The organism is Duganella radicis (assembly GCF_009720825.1).
Taxonomy (GTDB): domain Bacteria; phylum Pseudomonadota; class Gammaproteobacteria; order Burkholderiales; family Burkholderiaceae_D; genus Rugamonas; species Rugamonas radicis.
Window position 1 is genome coordinate 159,427 of sequence record NZ_WNKY01000002.1, and the last position, 24,021, is coordinate 183,447.

The 24,021-nt window shown below is 64.6% G+C and carries 18 protein-coding genes; 9 read left to right on the top strand and 9 right to left on the bottom strand.

What is annotated here, in order from left to right; all coding sequences use genetic code 11:
- Window positions 1-16: 16 nt before the first annotated feature.
- From GM676_RS03905 to GM676_RS03945, 9 genes are all read right to left on the bottom strand, one after another.
- Window positions 17-1,951 carry a glycoside hydrolase family 97 protein gene (locus GM676_RS03905; RefSeq protein ID WP_155462082.1) on the bottom strand — a complete coding sequence of 645 codons (1,935 nt, stop codon included), beginning with the start codon at window positions 1,949-1,951 and terminating at the stop codon, window positions 17-19.
- Window positions 1,952-2,033: 82 nt separating this feature from the next.
- Window positions 2,034-2,801 carry an SDR family NAD(P)-dependent oxidoreductase gene (locus GM676_RS03910; RefSeq protein ID WP_155462083.1) on the bottom strand — a complete coding sequence of 256 codons (768 nt, stop codon included), beginning with the start codon at window positions 2,799-2,801 and terminating at the stop codon, window positions 2,034-2,036.
- Between the two features lie 65 nt (window positions 2,802-2,866).
- Entirely contained in the window at window positions 2,867-4,435 is a 1,569-nt protein-coding gene (locus GM676_RS03915; RefSeq protein WP_155462084.1) for an aldehyde dehydrogenase (NADP(+)), read from the bottom strand.
- A complete protein-coding gene (araD1, locus tag GM676_RS03920) occupies window positions 4,432-5,424 on the bottom strand; it encodes an AraD1 family protein (RefSeq protein ID WP_155462085.1) in 993 nt (330 codons plus the stop codon). Before araD1 ends, GM676_RS03915 begins: the two co-directional genes overlap by 4 nt.
- Window positions 5,425-5,439: 15 nt before the next feature.
- Window positions 5,440-7,182 (bottom strand): IlvD/Edd family dehydratase, encoded by a 1,743-nt coding sequence (locus GM676_RS03925; protein ID WP_155462086.1) that lies wholly within the window; start codon window positions 7,180-7,182, stop codon window positions 5,440-5,442.
- 131 nt (window positions 7,183-7,313) lie between these two features.
- A complete protein-coding gene (locus tag GM676_RS03930; RefSeq protein ID WP_155462087.1) occupies window positions 7,314-8,372 on the bottom strand; it encodes an aldose epimerase family protein in 1,059 nt (352 codons plus the stop codon).
- A gap of 77 nt (window positions 8,373-8,449) precedes the next feature.
- Window positions 8,450-9,397, bottom strand: a complete 948-nt coding sequence (locus tag GM676_RS03935) for a glycoside hydrolase family 43 protein (RefSeq protein ID WP_155462088.1) — start codon at window positions 9,395-9,397, stop codon at window positions 8,450-8,452.
- A 16-nt stretch (window positions 9,398-9,413) separates the two neighbouring features.
- On the bottom strand, window positions 9,414-10,766 hold the full coding sequence (locus GM676_RS03940; RefSeq protein WP_155462089.1) for an MFS transporter: 1,353 nt from the start codon (window positions 10,764-10,766) through the stop codon (window positions 9,414-9,416).
- 70 nt (window positions 10,767-10,836) lie between these two features.
- Window positions 10,837-13,464 (bottom strand): TonB-dependent receptor, encoded by a 2,628-nt coding sequence (locus GM676_RS03945; protein ID WP_155462090.1) that lies wholly within the window; start codon window positions 13,462-13,464, stop codon window positions 10,837-10,839.
- 259 nt (window positions 13,465-13,723) lie between these two features.
- Here GM676_RS03945 and GM676_RS03950 point away from each other — a divergent pair, with 259 nt between their 5' ends.
- From GM676_RS03950 to GM676_RS03990, 9 genes are all read left to right on the top strand, one after another.
- Window positions 13,724-14,242, top strand: coding sequence for an RNA polymerase factor sigma-70 (locus GM676_RS03950; protein WP_155462091.1), 519 nt, complete (start codon window positions 13,724-13,726; stop codon window positions 14,240-14,242).
- 83 nt (window positions 14,243-14,325) lie between these two features.
- Window positions 14,326-14,535: a DUF4880 domain-containing protein gene (locus tag GM676_RS03955; RefSeq protein WP_155462092.1), complete on the top strand. Its 210-nt coding sequence runs from the start codon at window positions 14,326-14,328 to the stop codon at window positions 14,533-14,535.
- Between the two features lie 109 nt (window positions 14,536-14,644).
- Window positions 14,645-15,592, top strand: coding sequence for a hypothetical protein (locus GM676_RS03960; protein WP_155462093.1), 948 nt, complete (start codon window positions 14,645-14,647; stop codon window positions 15,590-15,592).
- Window positions 15,589-17,358, top strand: a complete 1,770-nt coding sequence (locus GM676_RS03965) for an IucA/IucC family protein (RefSeq protein WP_155462094.1) — start codon at window positions 15,589-15,591, stop codon at window positions 17,356-17,358. The genes GM676_RS03960 and GM676_RS03965 overlap by 4 nt, the downstream gene beginning before the upstream one ends.
- Entirely contained in the window at window positions 17,355-18,596 is a 1,242-nt protein-coding gene (locus GM676_RS03970) for a type III PLP-dependent enzyme (protein WP_155462095.1), read from the top strand. Before GM676_RS03965 ends, GM676_RS03970 begins: the two co-directional genes overlap by 4 nt.
- The gene (locus tag GM676_RS03975) at window positions 18,574-19,968 is read left to right on the top strand and encodes a diaminobutyrate--2-oxoglutarate transaminase (RefSeq protein ID WP_155462096.1); all 1,395 of its coding nucleotides are present in this window, start codon (window positions 18,574-18,576) and stop codon (window positions 19,966-19,968) included. The genes GM676_RS03970 and GM676_RS03975 overlap by 23 nt, the downstream gene beginning before the upstream one ends.
- The gene (locus GM676_RS03980; protein ID WP_155462097.1) at window positions 19,965-21,407 is read left to right on the top strand and encodes a DHA2 family efflux MFS transporter permease subunit; all 1,443 of its coding nucleotides are present in this window, start codon (window positions 19,965-19,967) and stop codon (window positions 21,405-21,407) included. Before GM676_RS03975 ends, GM676_RS03980 begins: the two co-directional genes overlap by 4 nt.
- Before the next feature lie 2 nt (window positions 21,408-21,409).
- Window positions 21,410-23,245, top strand: coding sequence for an IucA/IucC family protein (locus GM676_RS03985; protein WP_155462098.1), 1,836 nt, complete (start codon window positions 21,410-21,412; stop codon window positions 23,243-23,245).
- Complete coding sequence (locus GM676_RS03990; RefSeq protein ID WP_371866098.1) at window positions 23,242-24,021, top strand: HpcH/HpaI aldolase family protein; 780 nt, start codon at window positions 23,242-23,244, stop codon at window positions 24,019-24,021. The genes GM676_RS03985 and GM676_RS03990 overlap by 4 nt, the downstream gene beginning before the upstream one ends.

Genomic DNA, 24,021 nt, shown 5'->3' on the forward strand with positions numbered 1-24,021 from the left:
CTCTCAGGTCTCCTGTTTATAGTTGGATGACAAAGCCGCCGTGCGGCTTGATGGTTACGACTACTTTTTTGCTGGCAGCGATGCTGCGCTGGCTAAAGCTGCGCGTCTGGTCGCCATCGGTGAAGATGACGCCCTGTTTTTTGCCGATGAAGGACAAGTCCAGTGTCAGCGTTTTTTCTTTCCCGCTGCCGTTGATGCCGGCGATGTACCAGGTGTCGCCTGCGCGGCGCGCGATCACGGCGTGCTGGCCGGGATAGCCGTCCACCAGCCGGCTGTCGTCCCAGCTGCGCGGCAGGTTTTGCAGGAATTGCTTGACGTAGGTCGGCACGGTGGCCATGCCTTCCGGGATTTCCGCAAAGTGCTGGATACCGGACAGATACAGCACAGACGTCGCCAGTTCAAAGCCGTTGGTGCTGGCACGCTTGATGTTGGGGATATCGCCGAACACCATGGGCGTGAAATCCATCGGATCGAACAGGTTGCGGGTGAACGGCAGCATGGCGGCGTGGCTCGGCATCAGGTCCTGGTCCTTCTGTTCGAAGGTGGTGAACTCGAAGCCGCGGATGGCTTCCATGGTCATCAGGTTGGGCCAGGTGCGCGCCCAGCCACGCGGCAGCGTGGCGCCATGGAAGTTGACCAGCAGGCCGGCATCGGCGGCGTCACGCAGGATGTCGTTGTAGTAGGCGATCATGGACTGGCCATCGCCGCCGAAGAAGTCGATCTTCAGGCCCTTGATGCCCATGTCGCGCACGCGCTTGAATTCCTTGACGCGCTGCTCATGGGTCAGCAGTTGGCTTTTAGGCGAGTATTCGGTTTTGTTCCAGTCGCCGGAGGAGTTGTACCAGAGGATCAGGCCGATGTTCTTGCTGGCGGCGTAGTCGGCCAGTTCCTTGATCTTGTCGTAGCCGATCTTGCGGTCCCAGTCGGCGTCGATCAGGGTGTAATCCCAGTGCATGTCGGCGGCGTAGTCGATGAACTTTTTCTGGATGTCGTAGACAGTGCCGTCGTCCTTCAGGATGGCCCAGCTCCACGAGGCGTGGCCGGGTTTGACGCGCGCGGCATCGAAGGCGATGGCCGGTGCGGCGAGGTCGGTGCCAAGAGTGGAGTTGGTAACGGTGGCCAGCGAACCCAGTGCGATCAGACGCCATGGGGAGGTGAGCGTCCCCTCCACTTCGGCCATCAGGCCGCCGTTGGTGTAGACCTCGGGCGCCATTGGATTACCGATGCGGTATTTGCCGCCGTCGCTGTTTTGCGCGAGGCGCGAGGCTTGCCAGCTACCGTCCATATTGGCTTCGGAGATGGCGAGCCAGTTGGGGCCGGTCTTGAACAGGGCCGGGAACACCCAGCCGGCTTCGGTCGGCGATTTGGTGCCGGCCGGGATCTCCATCTGGTAGTGTTCTTCGTACGATGGATTGGTGTTGGACCAGCCGGTTTGCGCCACCGCCATCGGTTGCAGCCACGCCTTGGCACCGTTTGGCAGCGCAAAGGTGGTTTGTTCCTGCACCAGTTTTTTCAGCGGCAGCGATGGCTCGGCGACGATGTAGCGGAACGCTACGCCGTCGTTCGAGACACGGAACACGATGTCGATCTTTTGCTGTTTGGCGTTTTGCAGCGAGTAGGTCTGCTCGTTGGCGCGGTAGCTGATATCGCGCTTTTTGCCGACGGCCATCTGGTAATGGTCCTCAACCGCGCGCGGAGCGCTGGCGTTGACCAGCGTGAGGTCGTTGCTGAGGTCCGCGCCGGCGAGTTGCAGGCCGAGATCGGAGGCCAACAGGACCGGCTTGCCGTCGCGGGTGATGGCGTAAGTGAGCTTGCCGTCGGCGGCACGCACGGTAACGGCGATATGCGCGTCCGGGCTGCGCAAAGGCGTGACGGCTGCGGGGGCGGCCGCAGCGACGGAGCCGGCGAAGGCGGCACTGGTCAGCGCGGCGGCGATGGTTCTTTTCACCATGTTCCTGCCATTTTCTATGGTTGCTATACCCCGCCGCGTCGATGCGGTGTCTCCGGGGGCGAACGGTGCTACTGCGGGCGGATTACACCCAGCCCGCGTCGACGATGAACTCCTGGGCCGTGCACATGGCGCCGTCGTCGGCGGCCAGGAACAACACCATCGATGCCACGTGTTGCGGCATCAGTTTGTTTTGCAGGCATTGGTTACGCTTGATATCCTGCTCGCCGGCGTCGTCCAGCCACAGGTCGATCTGGCGCTGGGTCATTACCCAACCAGGGGTGACGGTGTTGACGCGGATGCCGTGGGCGCCGAATTCACGCGCCAGGCCACGGGTCAGGCCATGCACGGCGGCCTTGGTAGTGGCGTAGGCCGGGTAGCCAGCGTTCTTGACGTGCCAGGAGATGGAGCCGACGTTGATGATGGAGCCTGCGCCTTTTTTCTTCATGCCTTCCAAAACAGCCTGGCAGGTGAAGAACATCGGACGCTGGTTGACGGCGATGCACTTGTCCCAGAATTCGGGCGTGACGTCGGAGGTTTCGTGGCGCTGGTCGTTGGCGGCGTTGTTGACGAGGATGTCGAAGTCGCCGACCAGGCCAGCCAGTTCGTTGATGGTGGCCTGGAGGGCCGGGATGTCTGTGATGTCACACTGGCGGAACAGCGGCTCGGGATAACCGGCTTCCTTCACACGGCGGATCAGCGCGAGGCTGGCATCGCGGGCGATGTCGACGAAGGCGACTTGTGCGCCCTGCTCCGCGAAGGAAATCACCATCGCTTCGCCGATGCCGGTACCGCCGCCGGTAATGAATACGCGCTTGCCGCGCAAGCTGCCAAACTTGGCCAGTTGAGTCATACAGTCTCCGGTTTTATTATTGGAAGCACCCCACCTCCGGCGGGGCGCGGTGCATCAACTGCACATCAATTGCGGGTCAATTCGCCTTCGCGGCGCAGCCATTTGGCCGAGCCGTTGTCGCGCAGGACTTCAGGCAGCAAGGCTTGCGACAGGTTCTGGTAGCACACCGGACGCAGGAAGCGCGTGATCGCGCCGGTGCCGACCGAGGTCGTGCGGCCGTCCGACGTCGATGGGAACGGGCCGCCATGCACCATGGCGCTGCACACTTCCACGCCGGTCGGATAGCCATTGGCCAGAATGCGGCCAACCTTGCGCTCCAACACCGGCAGCAGCGCTTGCGCGGCTTCCAGGTCGCCATCGTCCATTTGCAGCGTGGCGGTCAGCTGGCCTTCCAGCTTGTCCGCGACCTGGCGCAGTTCCGCCACGTCCTTGCACGCCACCACCAGCGATGCCGGGCCAAAAATCTCTTCTTGCAGCGCGTGCTGCGACAGGAAGGCCGAAGCCGACGACACGAACAACGCCGGAGCGCCCTTGCCTTCCGCCTGCGGCGCCAGCGCCAGCGTCTTCACATCCGCATGTTCCGCCAATTGGTTCACACCGCGCGCGAAGTTACCGGCGATCCCCGGCGACAGCATCGAGCAAGCCGCACCGCCCGCCAGTGCCTGCGAAGCCGCCGCCGTGAAGCGATCCAGGTCAGGACCGGCAATCGCCAGCACCAGGCCAGGATTGGTGCACATCTGGCCCACGCCCAGCGTCAGCGAAGCGGCGAAGCCGGCGGCGATATCTTCCGCGCGGTTTTTCAGCGCCTGCGGCAGCAGGAACACCGGATTGATCGAGCTCATTTCGGCATACACCGGAATCGGCACCGGACGCGCGGCCGCGGCGGCCATCAGCGCCAGGCCGCCACCGCGCGAGCCGGTAAAGCCCACCGCCTTGATGGCGGGATGGCGCACCAGCTCAATACCCAGTTCATTGCCCACGCCGGTCAGCAGCGAGAACACGCCAGCCGGCAGGCCGCAGATCTCCACCGCTTTGACGACAGCGCGGCCGACCAGCTCCGACGTGCCCGGATGCGCGAAGTGCGCCTTCAACACCACCGGGCAGCCGGCGGCCAGCGCCGACGCGGTGTCGCCGCCTGCGACAGAAAAAGCCAACGGGAAGTTGCTGGCGGCGAAAACCGCCACAGGGCCAAGGCCGATCATGCGCATGCGCAGGTCAGGACGCGGCGGTGTCCGGTCCGGCAGAGCTTTATCGAAGCGCACATCGTGCCACGAACCTTCGCGCAGCAAGTTGGCAAACAGTTTGAGCTGGCCCACGGTGCGGGCGCGCTCGCCTTCCACGCGCGGGCGCGGCAGGCTGGTTTCGGCCATCACACGCTCCACCAGCACATCGCCCAATGCCATGATCTGGTCGGCGATGGTGTCGAGGAAGGTGGCGCGCTTCTCGTCGCTCAGCGAACGGAAGGTGTCGAAAGCTTCATCGGCAAGGCGGCAAGCCTGATCGATCTGCGCCGCATCGACAGTACGGAATTCAGGATCGATCACCTGCTGCGTGGCCGGATTGTAGGCGCGGACGCCCGCGCCGGTGCCTTTAACGGACTGACCGCCGATCAGTGCATCGCCGGTAATGATCATAATGCCTTCACCTTGGCCACTTCGGTTTTGTACACGGCCAGCTTGTTGCGCAGGGCCGGACCGAATTGCGGCGAGTGGATCTCAAACGTTTCACCCGGCTGCACCGAGATGTTGTCGGCCACGCTCAGGGTGGCGGTGCCGAAGAAGTGCACGTGCACGTCGCCAGGACGCTTGAACAACGCGTATTTGAAGTGGTGATGTTCCAGATTGGCGATGGTGTGCGACATATTCTGCTCGCCGCTGAAGAATGGCTTCTCCCAACGTACCTTGCCTTCCTTGTCGAGGATGCGCGAGGTGCCCTCGATGCTGGCCGGCGCTTCGCCCACCAGCAGCGCTGGACCGAGGCCGCACACGCGCAGCTTGGAGTGCGCCAGGTAAAGATAGTTCTGGCGCTCGGTCACGTGGTCCGAGAACTCGTTGCCGATGGCGAAACCAACGCGGTATGGCTGGCCGTCGTCGCCGATGATGTACAGGCCCGCCACTTCCGGCTCTTCGCCGCCATCCAGCGCGAAGTCCGGCATGTTCAGATCCTGGCCGCTGGCGGCCACGATCGAGCCGTCGCCTTTATAGAACCATTCCGGCTGCACGCCTGCTTCGCCGGCGGCTGGCTTGCCGCCTTCCACGCCCATGCGGAACATCTTCATGGAGTCGCTCAGCGATTCGACGTCGCCGCCGATTTTCTTGTGCATGGCGTCGCGGGTGTCGGCGGAGCCCAGGTGGGTCAGGCCGGTGCCGGTGACGTAGGTGTGGGCGTCGTCCGAGTGATCCAGCGGCGACAGCAGGCGGCCGGCGGCGGCAACGGCTTCAAACGAGGTGGTTTGCGCGCCGATGGCTTTTTCAGCCAGCGTGGCCAGCGAGGTGGCTTTGCGGATCGCATCCTGGGCCAGCGCGTAAGTGGTGCTGTAACCGTCGATGATGCGGATGGTTTTATCTTCCAGCACGCCGATCTTGCGCGCGCCTTGTTCGTTCTTGAATTGTACGAGTAGCATGTAAAGTCTCCGGAATTAATGCGAGTGGCGTGGCACTGCCGAGCCGCGATTGCCGACCAGGAAGTCGAAGTCGCAACCTTCGTCGGCTTGCAGCACGTGCTCGATGTACAGTTGCTGGTAGCCGGTCTTCGGACCTGGCGCGCTGCCGCGCTCACGAGCCGCCTGGCGCGCGGCGATTTCCTCGTCCGACACTTCCAGATTCAGCTTGCCGCCGGCGCAATCCAGCGTGATCCAGTCGCCATCCTTGACGATGCCCAGCGGGCCGCCGGCCATGGCTTCCGGCGCCACGTGCAGCACCACGGTGCCGTACGCGGTACCGCTCATGCGCGCATCCGAGATACGTACCATGTCCTTCACGCCAGCTGCCAGCAGTTTCGGAGGCAGCCCCATATTGCCCACTTCCGCCATGCCCGGATAACCTTTCGGGCCGCAGTTCTTCATCACCAGCACGGAGTCCTTGTCCACTTCCAGGTCCGGGTCCATGATGCGCGACTTGTAGTGCTCAAAGTCCTCGAACACCACGGCCTTGCCGCGATGCTGCATCAGTTCCGGCGTGGCGGCCGATGGTTTCAGCACCGCGCCGCGTGGCGCCAGATTGCCGCGCAGGATGCAGATGCCGCCGTCCTTGCGGATCGGGTTGTCCAGCGTGCGGATCACTTCATCATCGTAGATCGGCGCGTCGTTGCAGTTTTCCCAGATGGTCTTGCCGTTGACGGTCAGCGCGTTCGGGTGCGGCAGGATGTTACCGTCGCCCATGCGGCGGATCACGCCCGGCAGGCCGCCGGCGTAGTAGAACTCTTCCATCAGGAAGCGGCCCGACGGCAGCAGGTCGACGATGGTCGGGGTGCCGCGGCCGACGCGGGTCCAGTCTTCCAGCTCCAGATCGACACCGATACGGCCGGCGATGGCTTTCAGGTGGATCACGGCGTTGGTCGAACCGCCGATGGCGGCGTTGACGCGGATGGCGTTTTCGAAATTCTCTTTGGTCAGGATCTTGGACAGCTTCAGGTCCTGCTTCACCATCTCCACGATTCGGATGCCCGACATGTGGGCCAGCACGTAGCGACGCGCGTCGACGGCAGGAATGGCGGCGTTGTGCGGCAGCGATGTGCCCAGCGATTCGGCCATGCAGGCCATGGTCGATGCGGTGCCCATGGTGTTGCAGGTGCCTGCGGAACGGGAGTGGCCCGCTTCCGCGCCAATGAACTCGTGCATCGAGATTTCACCGGCCTTGACTTGCTCGTGCAGCTGCCAGACGGCGGTGCCGGAGCCGATATTCTTGCCGTTCAGTTTACCGTTCAGCATAGGGCCGCCGGTCACCACGATGGTCGGGATGTCGACCGAGGCGGCGCCCATCAGCAGCGCCGGGGTGGTCTTGTCGCAGCCCACCAGCAGCACCACGCCGTCCATGGGGTTGCCGCGGATCGATTCTTCCACGTCCATGGACGCCAGGTTACGGGTCAGCATGGCGGTTGGGCGCAGGTTGGATTCGCCGTTGGAGAACACCGGGAATTCAACCGGGAAGCCGCCGGCTTCGAGGATACCGCGCTTGACGTGGTCCGCCAGTTTGCGGAAGTGCGCGTTGCATGGGGTCAGTTCGGACCAGGTGTTGCAGATGCCGATGATCGGTTTGCCTTCGAATTCGTGATCAGGAATGCCCTGATTCTTCATCCAGCTGCGATACATGAAACCGTTCTTGTCTTGCGTACCAAACCATTCGGCGGAGCGCAGCTTCACCTTTTTGTCATTCTCAGACATGCATTTCTCCTCAGTATTTTCCTGTGCGGGGGCGTGAATATCATGCCCCCACATCGATAAGGCATACTAAGGCTGAGTGAGATAACTTTCCAATAAATTGTTTATCGATATCGATATCGAAAACGATATACCTACGCGATCGAGAAGCGGTAAGCCATCACCGTGGCGTATTCTTCGCCCGGGCGCAGGATGGTCGACGGAAAGTCAGGACGATTTGGCGAGTCGGGGAAGTGCTGCGGTTCCAGACAGAAGCCGCTGCGATAACCGTAGATGCGACCTTTTCCAGTAATCGCGTCATTCAGGAAGTTACCGCTGTAGAACTGGATGCCCGGCTCCTGCGACAGCACCTCCAGCACCCGGCCCGACACCGGCTCCACCACCCGGGCCGACACTTCCATCGCCTTTTCAGCCGATTTATTCAGCACAAAGTTGTGGTCATAGCCCGAACCGAAGCCCAACTGCTCGTCTTTTTGATCGACGCGCGCGCCGATGGCGTGCGGCGTGCGGAAATCGAACGGCGTGCCGGCCACCGGCGCTGGCGGCCCGACCGGAATCAGACCGGTGCCGACCGGGGTGTAGGCGTCGGCCGGAATGGTCAGCTGGTGGCCGAGAATATCGCCCTTCCCGGCCAGGTTGAAGTAAGCATGGTTGGTCAGGTTCATCGGCGTGGCCTTGTCGGCGACCGCGTGGAAGGCGATGCGCAACTCGTTATTCTCGCGCAGCTCGTAGATGGCGGTGACTTCGGCGGTGCCGGGATAACCCTGGTCGCCGTCGATGCTCAGGTAAGTCAGGATCAGGCCCACCGATTGCGGCGTCTCGAAGGTTTCGGCGTCCCACAGCTGGCGGTGGAAACCGCCGGTGCCGCCGTGCAGGTGGTTGATGCCGTCGTTCACGTCCAGCTGATGGGTCACGCCGTCCAGCGTGAAGCGGCCATTGGCGATGCGGTTGCCGTAACGGCCGATCAGCGCGCCGAAGTACTGCGATTCGCCCAGATAGGCATCCAGATGATCGTAACCGTGGCAGACATCGGCCAGCACGCCGTCGCGGTCCGGCACGTGCAGCTCGACGATGACGCCGCCCAGATTACTGATTTTGGCGATCATGCCATTGGCGTTGGTCAGGGTGTAGAGGTGGGCTTCACGGCCGTCCGGCAGTTTGCCAAATGGGGATTCAGTGATCGTTGCTTGCATGTTGACTCTCTAATGACAAGGCGGCCGAGAGGTTTCCCTGCTCGGCCGCCGGAAGTGGTGCGTTCGCTCTTTTTATTTCATGCGATCGACGGCTTTCCGAATACGGGCATACCCTGCTCGTCCCACTTCAACGGTTTTACGTAGGTGTGACGGTCCGGATTCCACAGCGGGTCGCCGATAATCTCGGTGTAGGTGCGTGCATGATAAACCAACATGACAGTTTCGCCATCATCCGCGACGGTAAAGGAATTATGGCCGGGGCCATACACCTTGTGCTCGAAGCAGGTTTGCAGCACCGGTTCCTTGGCCTTGGTCCACGATTTCGGGTCCAGCACATCGGCGTTTTCGTCCGCCCACAGCAGGCCCATGGCGTAGTTTTCGTCGGTGGCGCTGGCCGAATAGCTGAGGAAGATCTTGCCGTTCTTCTTCAGGATGGACGGACCTTCGTTGACCCAGAAGCCGCGGATCTCCCAGTCGAATTCCGGCTTGCTCAACATGACCGGCTCGCCGCCCAGCTGCCACGGCGTTTTCATCGGCGCGATGTAGATGTTGGAATTGCCCTCGATGGCGTTGTCCTTCTGCGCCCACACGTAGTACAGCTGGTCCTTGTGGGTGAAGGTGGTGGCGTCCAGGCAGAAAGTGTCGATGCCGGTGTCGATCTGGCCCTTGAACTCCCACTCGCCTTCCAGCGGGTTGGCGGCGGCGGTGCTGATCGCGTACATGCGGTGCTGGAACAGCTTGTACTTGATCTCGCGGCTGGGCGCGGCGGCGAAGTAGACGTACCAGGCGCCCTGGTTGAAGTGCAGTTCCGGCGCCCAAACCAGTTCGCTGTATGGGCCGGTGTCCGGCTTGCGCCAGACGGTGACCTTCTCCGCGTCCGCCAGGCCGGCGATGGTTGGCGCGCGGCGCAGCTCAATGCGGTCGTATTCCGGCACCGAGGCGACGAAGTAGTAATAGCCGTCGGTATGACGGTAGATATGCGGATCGGCGCGCTGCTCGATCAGCGGGGTGAGGATGTTTTCCATTTCAATTTCCATAAAATTAGACTGCCACATATTCTTTGGCCCCCATCTTCGCCTTGACCTCGCCGTAGTAAGTATCGTTGATGCGATACTTGAACATCAGCAGGCCCATTACGGTGTGGAAGAACCCAGGAATCAGCGTCAGCATCAGCACAATGCCATGCAGGGCAAATGCGGTCTGCTCCTGGTTCGGATGATATTCAAAATGCGTCAGCAGCACGCCCACCAGCGCGCCGGCGATGCCCATGCCGGCCTTCTGGCACACCGAAATGCCGCCGAAGGCGAAGCCGGAAACGCGCTTGCCGGTCTTCAGGGTGCCGTAGTCGATGGTTTCGGCGATGGCCGACCAGAACACCGGCGCATGCAGGTCCACCACGAAGGACAGCAGGAAGTACAACACGAAGGCCAGCGCCACGTCGCCCGGCTTGACGAAGAAATACATGGCCGCGCTGATCAAGCCGACGGCGATCTGGGTCCAGCGGAACAGCTTGACCTTGCAATAGAATTTGGTAATCCAGGTCGAGGCGACCATGGACAGGATGGCCGCCGCCACGCCGGTCGACAGGAAGGCCGACACGGTTTCGGCGTTCGCGCCCAGATAATACTTGGCGTAGTAAATGGCGACCGAGCCGCGCACCACATAGCCGATGGTACCGGTCACGCACACGGCGCACAGGATCAGCCACTGGTCGTTTTGCAGCAGCACCTTGACCTGCTCACCCAGCGGCTGGCGCGCCACCTTGTGCACCACGCGCTCGGTGGTGGTGAAGAAGCAGAACAGGAACAGCACCACGCCCATGGCGGCCATCAGGGCCATGGCGGCCTGGTAGCCCACAGCCGCATTGCCCCCGCCCCAGCGCTCGGACAGCACCGGCACCACCACGGTCACCATGAAGGCGCCGACTTTGGCCAGGAACAGGCGGTAGCCATTGGCCGACAGCACCTGCTGCGGATCGTTGGACAAGGTGCTTGGCAGCGAGATGTACGATACGCCCACACCGGAGGTCATCAGCGTCATGATGATATAGGTCGAATAAGCCCATACCAGCTTGGCGCTGTAGCCCCAGTCGGGGGTGGAGAAGACGAAGAATACGCTCAGTCCATACGGCACGGCGAGGAACAGCAGCCACGGACGATAACGCCCCCAGCGCGTCATGACGGCATCGGTAATCTGGCCCATCACCAGATCGCTACAGGCGCCGATGACCTTCACCAGCACGAACAGCAAGGCCAGGTCGGTCGTGGCCAGGCCATAGACGTCGGTGTAGAAGAAGGTGATCATCAACATCATCGACGAGATCACCACATTCAGCGCCATGTCGCCGGCGCCGAAGCCGACCTTCTCGATCACGGACATTTTTTGATTCGACATCTCGGTTACCTCAAAGTGCGAGGCCGCGCCCTCGCTCAGGCGGGGACGCGGCCAGTTGGCTTCAGTCTGCTCAGATCTTCCAGTTCAGGAACAGGCCCACGGAACGGTCATAGCGACGGGTATCGCGTGGGTACAGGCCCTTGTTGGTCCAGTAGTCGGTGTACTTGAAGTTCAACAGATTGGTGCCGGTCAGGGTGACCGAGGTATTCTCGTTGATCTTGTAGCCCAGCGAGCCATCCAGCGACGACATCGGCGATGCGATCAGGTCCAGGCCCGGACCGCCGTCATTGTAGACTTGCGTGAACTTCGAGCGCCAGTTGTACGCCAGGCGGCCCGAGATACCATACTTCTCATACAGCGCCACCACGTTGTACGACCATTTCGACATGCCGGCGAACGGCTTGCCGCTCAGGTCCGGATTGCTCGACGAGCTGGTCTGGCCTTCGGTGTAGGTCGCATTCGCCTCCACGCCAAAGCCACCCAGCCAGCCTGGCAGCTTGTCGAAGAAGGTGCGGTACGCCACTTCGGCGCCTTGCAGGTAACCGTCATCCGTATTGAATGGACGGGTGGTGTCGTAGGATATGCCGTTGAAGGTCTCCTTCACCACCTTGTTCATGATGTAGCCTTTGAACTCGTGGCGGAACAGCGCGAAGCTAGCCATGCCGGTGGACGAGAAGTAGTACTCCAGCGAGCCGTCGTAGTTACGTGCGGTGAACGGTTTCAGATCCGGATTGCCGCCCGACGCCGTCGCCTGGATAGTGGTGCCGTTGGCGTTGACGTAAGCAGTGCCTGGATTCAGCTGGGCGAAGTCCGGACGGGTCAGGGTCTTCGATACCGAGAAGCGGGCGATCACGTCGTCACGCAGCGTGGCCTTGAAGTTGGCGCTTGGCAGATAGGACGTGTCGCTCGATTTCTTCGAGGTTGGCACGATGGCGGTGCCGACCAGCGAATTGCCCAGCAGGTCCGAGTCGGTCTTGGTCACACGCATGCCCAGCACGCCGTCAAACGGAATGCCGGCGGTTTCCCAGCCGATGTGCGCCTTGCCGTACAAGGCGTAGTTCTTCTCCTCGTCGGCGAAGTACGAGCCAGGGTCGAGCGCCTTGGCGGCGCTGTTGCCGGTGACGGCTTTGCGCACGTCGGCGGTGTTCGAGATCAGGTAGCTGGCGCACGGGGTGTACCACGAATTGGTGCCCCAGTCGTTCTGCATCTGCGTGGTGCAGGTCATGCCCGGCAGCGAGGTCACGGCGACACCCGCCGGCGCCGGGGTCGAGCCCTCATACGACTTGATCGACGAAGCGGTACGCTTGGCGGCGCGCACGCCGAAGCCGAAGTCCTTGAACAAGCCTTCGTCCTGCATGGTGTAAGTGCCGTCGGCGCGCCAGTCGGTCGCCGAACCGTGGTCATGGCCGTAGCGGTCGAACAGCTGCGACAGCGTGTATTTCGACGGATCGTTCAGGTCCATGCCGCCGTAAGCGACGTTGGAATGGCCGCCCAGATTGGTGGTCACCACGGCGTTAGGCACGTTGGTGATGGTGTCCAGGATCGGGTTCTGCCAGTCGTAGTCCGACAGGGTGCGGGCGATTTCGGTGGTCAGGCGCAGGCCCGGCGCGGCGTTCCAGCGGCCGCCGATGGCGTGCTGCTGGGTCACATTGCTGGCGCGGTTGGCTTGCGTCGACATGATGGTGTTGACGTTGTGCGAGGTCAGGGTTTGCAGCTGATCCGAACCCGGGATCTTGGTGGCGCTCATCTGATCGCCTGGGCCCCACCATGGCAGGCCGACGAAGAAGTCGGTCTCGAAATTGTTCAGGTAATGGCTGCCCAGGCCTTCGGCGTACAGCTCGACGTCCTTGTTCGGCTTCCATTGCAGCGCGTAGTTGACGGCCGAGCGGCGGCGGTCGCCCAGGATGTTTTCCAGGCCGACCAGGTCAGGACCGGTCAGCTTGGGCAGCAGCCAGCTCTTGTCGATCGGCTTGGTGTTGAATACGCGCTCTTCCGAGTAGTGGTTGCGCAGGTAGGACACGCCCACCAGCGCGCCGAACTCGCCCAGGTCGGTCTTCCAGCGGTTGGAGATCATGCCGCTGACGTTAGGGTCGGTGCGCCCGGATTGCGAATAGTTGGTGGCACCGCCGTTGACCACGGCGGTAAAGCCCTTGAAGTCGAACGGACGGTTGGTGCGCACGTCGATCACGCCGGCGATGCCGCCCTCGTTCAGATCCGCGCTCTGCGACTTGTACACGTCCACACGTTGCAGCATGGTCGATGGAATGTCGGCCAGCTGGATGTAGCGGCCGGTGGTGGTGAACAGCTCGCGGCCGTTCAGCAGGGTGGCGATGCCGGGCAAACCACGGATCAGCACCGTGTTGGCTTCGCCGCCGTCACGGCGCACCTGCACGCCGGTGACGCGGGCGATGGTCTCGGCCACATTGGTGTCCGGGAACTTGCCGATATCGTCGGCGACGATGGAGTCGATAACGTTATCGGCATCCTTCTTGATCTTCTGGGCGCTTTGCGCGGCGCGGCGCACGCCGGTCACCACCACGGTGGCTTCGCCGGTGGCGGACTCGGTAGCCGGGGCTTCCTGCGCCATGACCTGGAAAGTACTCAGCAAGCCTGCGGCGGCCAGAACGGCGACGCCGGATTTCAGGACGAGGCGATGCTTCGCCTGGGACTCAAAAGCCCCGGATACGGTGTGTTTCATAGGTCTCCAGTGTTCGTCTATGTCGGGAGAGCTGATCGATATTCAGCCTTCTGAAACAAATCTTAGTGCCGGGAACGAAAACAAACCAATCAATTTTTTGGGGTTTTCGATACCCAAAAAGATATCAACATCAGCTACTTTCATAAAATCCTTTTTCCCGAACGAAAGTAAACCGTAATGAGAATCATTTCTATTGCTTTTACCGGGCGAACTTCATAGAATCTCCTTGCTGAAACGACAAGCTGAGAGGAAATGCAACATGGAGTCGATCAAACCACACATCGACTGGAGTGCGATGTTTGTCGCCAACCAGCCACAACTTCTACGGGCCGCCTTCAAGGTGCTGGGCAACACGGCGTGGGCGCAGGACGTGGTGCAGGACAGCTACCTGAAAGTGACCGAGGCCGGCCATGCGGTCGAGGCCAGGCAACCGCTGGCGTATTTGTTCCAGATCGTGCGCAACCTGGCGATCGACGCGCACCGCCGGGCGGCGCTGGAAGCCCGCGTGTTCGCCGACGAGGAGGATGGCTTGCAGGTCCCGGCCCCGTCCGGCACACCGGAATCGTTGAGCGTCAGCCGCCAGGACCTGCGCATCGTGGCGGACGCCCTCGCCGCCCTGCCCGAGCGCACGCGCTCGGCGTTCGAACTGCACCGGCTGGGCGGCCTGACCCAGCGCGAGATCGCCGAGCAGCTTGGCGTTTCCATCACGCTGGTCAATTTCATGATCCGCGACGCCATGACGCATTGCGCCAACGCCCTCGCCCCTTCCCACGCCTAGACCTGGGCACAACGCCGTGCTTGCGCTCAGATACAATACCGAAATCACAATTTTCATAACGCTTCGGCACTGTATTTGTTCCCATGACAACTTCCCGCGAAAACGATCCCGTCTGGCAAGCCGCGCTTGACTGGGTGCTATCGGCGCAACAACACCCACCCGACGCGGCAACCGCGACGGCATTGGCGGCCTGGCTGGCGGCGGCGCCCGCGCACCGCATCGCCTATGAGGAAGCCTCGCGCGTCTGGTTGCTGACCGGGCTGGTGCCGCCCTCCGGCAAACAACCCACTTAAAAAAATACGATAAAAATCTAAAATTTCCTCAGTCTGCTTCGTCATGTAAATGAGACGCATTTCGGCCTGGCCGGATGCACCCATTTCACTGACCGGAGGATGCAGACTGATGGAACTACTGATACTCGCCCATGCCCCAACCCGCATATTGGAGCAAGGCCTACTTCCCGCCGCCGCCGACCTACAGCTGAAGGTCACCATCCTGACCGACTGCGTCGGCGAACATATCGTGCGCGCCAGGCACTCGCCGCTGTACGGACAGTGCGAACTGGGCGAGTGCGACGTTTTCAATCCGCTGGCGGTGGCGCGTTTTCTTTCGGTGCACGGCCGGCGCGTGGACGGCGTGCTGGCGGCGCACGCCGTGCTGCACGCCTCGGCGGCGGTGAGCGCCGCCAGCCTCGGCCTGCCGGGCGCGTCCTGGCGGCCCGCCGTGCGGCACGACCAGCGGCGTGATCCCGTCGCCGTTCCGCATGCCCGCCGCATCATCGATTGCGCCGAGCCTCCGGCCGGCATCGGCGCCGACTGGTTCCCCGCCAGTGTGCAGCCGCTGGAAGGCGGTGCGGCCAGCGGCGGCGCCATCGTCCGCGATATGGAAGAACTGCGGCGCAGCCTGGGCGCGCTGCGCCATGGCTACGCACTGGTGGAAAAGCACCGCGACGATGAAGTGGTGTACGCGCTGGATGCGCTGGCCACAACGGAAGGTTTCGCCATCCTGAGCGGCAGCCGCATCGCCTTCGACCAGGACCCGCAACGCACCAAGCGCGTGCAATCCTTCATGCCACGCCCACCGCGCTGCGACGAGTTGCTGACGCTGCTGCAACCGCATGAGCTGGGCCTCGGCCGGCACCATGTCGAGTATGCGCTCTCCCCGGCCGGCCTGCGCCTGCGCGACATACACAACGGCCTGCACGACGACGAGTCCGAACTGGCGCTGGACGACCGGCTGGACGGCAACCTGTTCGCCGCCGTGCTGAAAACCAGCCTCGGCCTGCCGGTCACACCGCCGCACCTGCTGCACATCGATGCGCCGGCGGCGGTGGCGCGGGAGACGGCATGAGTCCGCGCCTTCCCGCCGCCGCGCGCGTGATGGCCGATCAGGCCGCGTCCGCCGCACTGCTCAATTGCCTGCTCAAGGAGTTCGCGCTGCCGCTGTCCCTGCTCGACCAGGACAGCCAGCGGCAGCCGCTCGGCCTGCCGTTCCAGCTTTACCGCCGGCTGCAATCGCCGCGCACCGTGCCGCTGCTGGTGCGCATGCCGGATGGCGCCCGCTTCGCCGTGCTGGCCGACCGCGACGACACGCTGGGCAGCCAGACCTATGTGTCGGCGGTCTACGGCCAGCGGCCCGGCCAGCGCTGGCAAGCCCTGACGCCGGCGCTGCTGGCCGAATCCATGCTCGACAGCTGCGCCGCCGTGACCGGGCAGAACAATCCGGAACTGCTGACGCAAATCCTCGCCAGCCGCGACCTCAAGCGCGCGGTCGCCGCCCACTTCGACGATCAGGCCGTGGCGCCGCTGGCGGAGTACCTGCGCAGTGAACAATGTCTGTGGTACGGCCATCCGGCCCAGGTGGCGCCCAAGGCCAGGCTGTGGCCGGCCGCGCTGCGGCAGGAAGAGGTGTCGCCGGAATTCGGCGCCGCCCTGCGGCTGCACCTGTTCGAGGTGCCGGCGGGGGGCCTGTGGATCGCCGCCAACGGCATGGCGCGCGAGGACGTGCTGGCGGCGTGCGCCGATCAGAGCGGCGCGCGGCCGGGACACGCCATCCTCAGCATGCACCCGGTCCAGGCCGAATTGTTCCGCGCCGATCCGCGCGTGCAACGCCTGCAGGCGCGGCAGGAGATTCGCGACCTCGGCCGCAGCGGCTTCCTGTCCCATCCCACCGCCTCGGTGCGCACCATGTACATACCGGGGCACGAATACTTCATCAAGGGTTCGCTGAACATCCGCATCACCAACTGCGTGCGCAAGAACGCCTGGTACGAACTGGAAAGCGCGCTGTTGATCGACAGCCTGCTCAAACGGCTGACCAGCGCCTCGCCGGACAGCACCGGCGGCCTGCACACGGTGTCCGAGCCGGCCGCGCTGGGATGGTCGCCCGCCGGCCACTCCGAAGAAGACAGGATCTGGTTCCGCGAGCAGACCGGCGCCATCCTGCGCACCAATTTCTGCCTTGCGGAGGGCGAAGAGAACTGCCTGCTGGCCGGCACCGTGTTCGGCCGCGACCTCGCGCTGCAATCCAATGTGCTGGCTTTCCTGGAGCAGCAACTGGGGCGCGCGCCCGAGGCGGACGACCTGCTACGCTGGTTCGCCAGCTACGCCGCGCTATTGCTGCGCCCCGTGCTGAACATGTTCTTCAACCACGGCGTGATATTCGAGCCGCACCTGCAAAACACCGTGCTGGTGCACCGCGATGGCCACCCTGCCCGGCTGCTGCTGCGCGACTACGAAGGCGTCAAACTCAGCGCGGAACTTGGCATCCACGCCGTGCCGCACGACATACCGGCGCGCGTGCGCCAGTCGATGGAGTATCCGCGCGCGCAGGGCTGGAGCCGGATCGCCTACTGCCTGTTCGTCAACAACCTGTCGGAAGCTGTGCTGGCGCTGACCCATGGACGGCCGGCGCTGGCGCCGGCGATGTGGCAACTGGTGCGGCAGGAACTGGCACAGATTCGTAGCACCCTGCAAACCCCGGCGCCCGAACTCGATGCCCTGCTGGACGACGCCAGCATTCCGTGCAAGACCAACTTCCGCATCCGGTTGGCCGCCGCCGCCGACAAGTTCGCCGGCTACGTGCAGTTGCGGGCGCCGTGGCAGGTGCGGCCATGACGGCGCTGCCCGAACTGGTGGCGCGCCATGCGCGCGCGCTGGCCGCCACCGCCACCGATCCGGTGTCCGCCTTCATCTACGACCTGCCGGCGCTGCGCCGCCATGTGCAATGGCTGAAATCCCTGCTGCCGCCCGGCGTGGAGCTGTACTACGCCATCAAGGCCAATAGCGAGGCGCCGGTGCTGGAAGCGCTGGCGCCGTGGGTGGATGGTTTCGAGATCTCCTCCGGCGGCGAAATCGCACGCGCCCTGCAATCCGGCCCGCGGCGCAATTTCATCTTTTCCGGGCCGGGCAAGCTGGACTCGGATCTGCGCCAGGCGTTGCGCCACAACGTGGAAATGATCCACGTCGAGAGCCTGGACGAAATCCGCCGCCTGAACGCCATCGCCAGCGAGCTGCAAAAGCGCCAGCCGGTGCTGATCCGGATTAACCCCAGCCTGCCCGCCCATCTGGCCACCAAACTGTCGATGGCTGGCGCGCCAACGCCGTTCGGCATCGACGAGGCGCAGCTGCCGCAGGCGGTGGCGCTGGTCGAAGCCTGCCCGCACCTGGCGCTGCATGGTTTCCACGTGCACGCCATGTCGCACCAGCTGGACGTGGAGCGCCACATCCAGCTGCTGGACTGGTATCTGGAACGCTGGCCGTCGTGGCAGGCGCTGGCCAGCGACCGCCAGACGGTGCGTTGGCTGAACGCGGGCGGCGGCATGGGCGTGAACTATCTGCTGCCGCAGCAGTTCGACTGGGCGCGCCTGTGCCGCCACCTGGCCGCGCGCCTGAGCAGCAATCCGCAAGCGCCGCGCATCCGTTTCGAACCGGGCCGCCTGGTCACGGCCTTTTGCGGCTACTACCTGATGCAGGTGCTGGACCTAAAACACAGCCACGGCAAGAACTTCGCGGTGTGCCGTGGCGGCACCCACCAGTTCCGGCTGCCGTCGGCGCAAGGCCACGACCATCCGGTGCTGCACCTGCCGGCGGCGCACGCCGCCGCCACGCCCGCCGCATGGACCGTGGTCGGCCAGCTCTGCACGCCGAAGGACGTGCTGTCGCGCGACGCGGTCCTCAGCGGGCTAGCGATCGGCGACCTGCTGGTGCTGCCGCTGGCCGGCGCCTACGGCTACAACATTTCGCATGCCGACTTCCTGTGCCACCCGCGTCCGCAACAGATCTTTATCGATGCCGAACCATCACAAACAACACCATCACGGAGTGAATCCCATGCTGCACACGCTAACCCCTGAACGCCGCGGCAACCGGTCCCTGCTGGACAGCCAGGCCGCGCGCGAATCCAATGCCCGTTCCTATCCGCGCCGCCTGCCGCTGGCGATTCAGCGCGCCGAAGGCATCCACGTCACCGACATGGACGGCAAGACCTACTACGATTGCCTGGCCGGCGCCGGCACTCTGGCGCTGGGCCACAACCACCCGGTGGTGGTGGACGCCATCCGCGCCATGCTCGACCAGAAAGTGCCGCTGCACACGCTGGACCTGACCACGCCGCTGAAGGAAGCCTTCGTCGACGAATTGTTCGCCAGCCTGCCGGCCGCTTTCGCCGAACAGGCGCGCGTCCATTTTTGCGCGCCGACCGGCGCCGACGCCGTCGAGGCGGCGGTCAAGCTGGCCAAGATCGCCACCGGCCGCAGCGGCGTGTTTTCCTTCCATGGCGGCTACCACGGCTCCACCCACGCCACCATGAGCCTGAGCGGCAGCCTGCATCAAAAGAGCGACATTCCGGGCCTGATGCCGGAGGTGCAGTTCCTGCCCTACCCCTACGCCTACCGCTGCCCGTTCGGCGTCGGCGGCGAGCAATGCCAGCAACTGAGCGCCCACTACCTGCGCAACCTGCTGGGCGATCCGGAGAGCGGCGTGCGCCGGCCGGCCGCCATCATCCTGGAGGTGGTGCAGGGAGAAGGCGGCGCGATTCCGGCCCCGGTCGAATGGCTGCGCGAGGTGCGCCGCATCACCGAGGAATACGGCATCGTGCTGATCATCGACGAGGTGCAGACCGGCTTTGGCCGCACCGGCAAGCTGTACGCCTTCGAACACGCCGGCATCGTGCCGGACATCCTGGTGCTGTCGAAAGCCATCGGCGGCAGCCTGCCGCTGTCGGTGCTGGTCTACCGCGAGCGCTTCGATGTCTGGAAACCGGGCGCGCACATCGGCACCTTCCGCGGCAACCAGATGGCGATGGCGGCCGGCCTGGCCAGCCTGCGCCACATCCGGCGCGAGAACCTGCCGGAACAGGCGGCCCAGCGCGGCCGCCAGCTGATGGACAGACTGGCGGCGCTGCAACGCGGCACGCCGGAGATCGGCGAGGTGCGCGGGCGCGGCCTGATGATCGGCGTGGAAATCGTCGACGGCGACGGCGCCACCGACACGCTCGGCCATCCGCTGGCCAACCCGGCGCTGGCCAGCGCCATCCAGCGCCGCTGCTTCCAGAACGGACTGATCCTGGAACTGGGCGGTCGCCATTCCTCGGTGGTGCGCTTCCTGCCGCCGCTGATCATCAGCGCGGCGGAAGTCGACGCCGTGGCCGACATTTTCGCGGCGGCGGTGCGCGCCGAGCTGCATGCCGCCGGCACCGCCACGGCCAACATCGGCGCCGCCGCATGAGTGTGCCGTCACCGACGCTGGCCGCGCGCCGGCTGGTGGTCGCCACCGTGCTGCTGGGCACACTGGCGGTCAGCCTCAACAACACCGCGCTGAACCCGGCCATGCCCGCCTTCATGAGCGTGTTCGGCATCGACGCCGTGACCGCCAGCTGGGTCATCACCGCCTTCATGATCAGCATGGGCATGACCATGCCGCTGACCGGCTACCTCGGCAACCGCCATGGCAAGAAACGGGTCTATCTGGCCGGGCTGGCGCTGTTCCTGGCCGGTTCCTGCCTGGGCGCGCTGGCGCCATCGATGGCGTGGGTGATCGCCGCGCGCTGCATCCAGGGGGTGGCCGGCGGCCTGATGATTCCACTGTCGCTGGCGCTGGTGTTTGAGGTCTACCCCAAGGAAGAGCGCGGGCGCGTCAGCGGCTGGTGGGGCATGGCGGTGATGCTGGCGCCGGCTGCCGGGCCGGTGGCGGGCGGCGTGCTGGTGCAGTTCAGCAGCTGGCACGCGCTGTTCGCGGTGAATATTCCCATCGGCCTGGTGAGCTGGGCCATCGGCTGGCGCTGGCTGCCGTCGCCGCCGGTGCGCGCGCCGCGCCGGTTCGACTGGCGCGGCTTCGCGCTGGTGACGTCGGGCGTGGGGCTGTTGCTGGCGACGCTGGGCCGGCTCAAGGACATGGCCGCGCTGAGCGCGCCGCTGAACCTGACGCTGATCGCCGCCGCGCTGCTGTGCCTGGCGCTGTTCGTGCGGGTCGAGCTGCGCCAGCCCGAGCCCTTGCTGAACCTGCGCATCTTCGCCGAACCCAGCTACAGCCTCAGCGTGGCGGTGGCGTCGGCGCAATCGGTCGGCATGTTCGGCTGCGTGGTGCTGCTGCCGCTGCTGATGCACACCGTCCTGGGCTACGGCGCCATGTGGACCGGCCTGGCGCTGTTCGCCACCGCGCTGTTCGCCGGCGTGTTTTCCTCGCTGGGCGGGCGGTTGCTGGACCGGCACGGGCCGCGCGCCGGCGTCGCCGCCGGCATGCTGTGCAGCGCGCTGGCGACCATGGCGCTCGGCCTGGCCGGCGCCGGCGGTGTCAGCCAGGCGCCGCTATGGCTGATCGTGGCGCTGATGGCGGCGCGCGGCGTCGGCCTGGGGCTGTCGTATATCCCGGTCACCACCGCCGGGCTGAACGCCATCCCCGAACAGCTGGTCACCGAGGGTTCGGCCATGAACAACATCCTGCGCCGGGTGACCGCCTCGCTGGCGGTGGTCGCGGTATCGATTTACTACGAGCTGCGGCGCGCCGGCCTGCTGGCGCACGGCGCCGCGCCGGTCAGCGCCAGCGGCATCGCGCTCAATGAACTGTTCGTCGCCATCGGGCTGCTGCTGCTGGTGACGCTGCCGCTGGCCCTGTGCTTTCCCAAACCAGCTCCGCTGGACCATCAATTTCATTATCAGAAGGGATAAACATGCAAATCTCGGAAGCAAAAGCAATCAGCTCGCCGGCCGAAGGCACCGGGCCGCAATGGATCGCCGCCCTGCAATCGCCGCGCTACGGGCAGGTGGAACAACGCGTGGTGCGGCAACTGCTGCAAGCGTTGATCTATGAAGGCGTGCTGGAGTGCGAATATGCACGCGGCGAGTTCGTCGTCACCGGCCGTGGCGCCGATGGCAAGACGGTGCGCCTGCGCTGCCCCGGCGAGATGAAATCCAGCTTCGGCCTGGTCAAGCTGGACGGCGGCCCGGTGCTGCGCACCACGCGCGACGAAGACGCCAGGCCGGCGACGCTGGCCGACGTCTGCACCGAGATCCTCGGCACGCTGCCGCCCTCGGAGCGGCTGAGCGCTTTCATGGAAGAGCTGGAGCAAACCCTGCTCAAGGACTTGCAGGCGCACAGCCAGGAACGTCCGCCGCTGCCGCCGCCGGCCCAGCGCGGCTACGACGAGCTGGAAGGCGACATCATGGACGCGCACCTGTACCACCCGAGCTACAAGTCGCGCATCGGCTTCTCGCTGGACGACAACCGCCGCTACGGGCCGGAGTTCAAACAGGCGCTCCAGTTGCAGTGGATCGCCGTCCCCCGCCGCCTCGGCCGCGTGAACCACTCGGCGCATACCAGCTACGAGGCGTTGATCCGGCAGGAACTGGGCGAGGCCGATTACGGCCGATTCGCCGCCACGCTGCGCCAGGCCGGCAAATCGATCGACGATCATTTGCTGCTGCCGGTGCACCCATGGCAGTGGCAACAACGCATCGCCGCCCTGTTCCACGCCGAACTGGCCAGCGGCGAGATCGTCCTGCTGGGCCATGGCCAGGACAGCTATCGCGCCCAGCAATCGATCCGCACGCTGGCCAATCACAGCGCGGCCGATAAGGCCTACGTCAAGCTCTCGCTGAGCATCACCAACACCTCGACCAGCCGCATCCTGGCCGCCCACACCGTCATGAACGGCCCCATCGTGACCGACTGGCTGCACGGCCTGATCGCGCAGGACGCCTATGCGCGCGAACTGGACTTCGTGATCCTGGGTGAGGTGCTGGGCGTGAGCTTCGACTACGACCGCCTGCCCGAGGTCCGCGCGGGCAAGGCCTACGGCACGCTGGGCGCGATCTGGCGCCAAAGCCTGCATCCCTACCTGCGCGCCGGCGAGGCCGCCGTGCCATTCAACGGCTTGTGCCACGTGGACGACGACGGCCGCCCGCTGGCCGATCCGTGGATCGCGCGGCACGGGGGGCGCGCCTGGACCGAACGCATGCTGCAAGTGACCGTCAATCCGATCATCCACATGCTGCTGGCGCATGGCATCGGCATGGAATCGCACGCCCAGAACATCGTCCTGATCCACCGCGACGGCTGGCCCACGCGCATCGCGCTGAAAGACTTCCACGACGGCGTGCGCTATTCGCCGGCGCACCTCGGGCAGCCGGAACGGACGCCGGCGCTGGTACCGCTGCCGCCCAGCCACGCGCGCATCAACCGCAACTCCTTCATCCTCACCGACGACCTGGACGCGGTGCGCGACTTTTCCTGCGACGCCTTCTTCTTCATCTGCATGGCGGAGACGGCGATCTTCCTGGCGCGCCACTACGACCTGCCGGAACAGGAGTATTGGGCCATGACCGCCGGCGTGATCCACGACTACCAGCGGCGCCACCCGCAGCACGCGGCACGCTTCCGCGCGTTCGACCTGTTCGCGCCCACCTTCCAGGTGGAGGAACTGACCAAACGCCGCCTGCTGGGCGACAGCGAGCCGCGCTTCCGCCAGGTGCCCAACCCGCTGCACCCGTTCCGGGACGCGCCGTGATCCGGCCCAATCTGCTCAAGCGCAAGCTGGCGCAGGGCCAGGCCGTGTTCGGCCTGTTCTGCTCCATCCCGGCGCCGGCGTCGGTGGAGCTGGCCGGCGCCGCCGGCTTCGATTTCGTGATCATCGACACCGAGCACACGCTGATCAATCCCGAGACGCTGGAAAACATGCTGCGCACGGCGGAAGCGGCCGGCATCACACCGCTGGTGCGCATTTCCAGCGCCGCCGCGGACAGCGGGGAAATCCTGCGCGCCCTCGACGGCGGCGCGCAGGGCATCGTCGCGCCGTGCGTCGAAAGCGCGGAGACCATGCGGCGCATCGTGGCCGCCTGCAAATACCAGCCGCATGGCATGCGCAGCCTGAACGCCGGCCGGCCCGGTGCCTTCGGCAAGCATAGCCTGGCCGAGTATGTGGTCCACGCCAATCAGGAAATCATGGTGGTTCCCATGATTGAAAGCCTGGCCGGCGTGCGGCACATCGGCGCCATTCTGGAAGTACCCGGCGTCGATCTGGTGCTGGAAGGCGCGGCCGACCTGTCGCAATCGTGCGGGCTGGCGTGGCAAACGGCGGCGCCGCCGGTGCAGGCCGCGCTGCGCGAGATCCAGCAGGCTTGCGCACGGGCCGCCATTCCCTATTGCGCCATACCGCGCGCCGACGGCGACTATGCCGCCTGGCGGGGCCGGGGCGTCTCGGCCTTCGTGCTGGGCGACGAGCGCGGCATCGCCTTCCGCGCGCTACAGGCCAAACTTCATTCCATGACTCTTAGCGAAGGATAG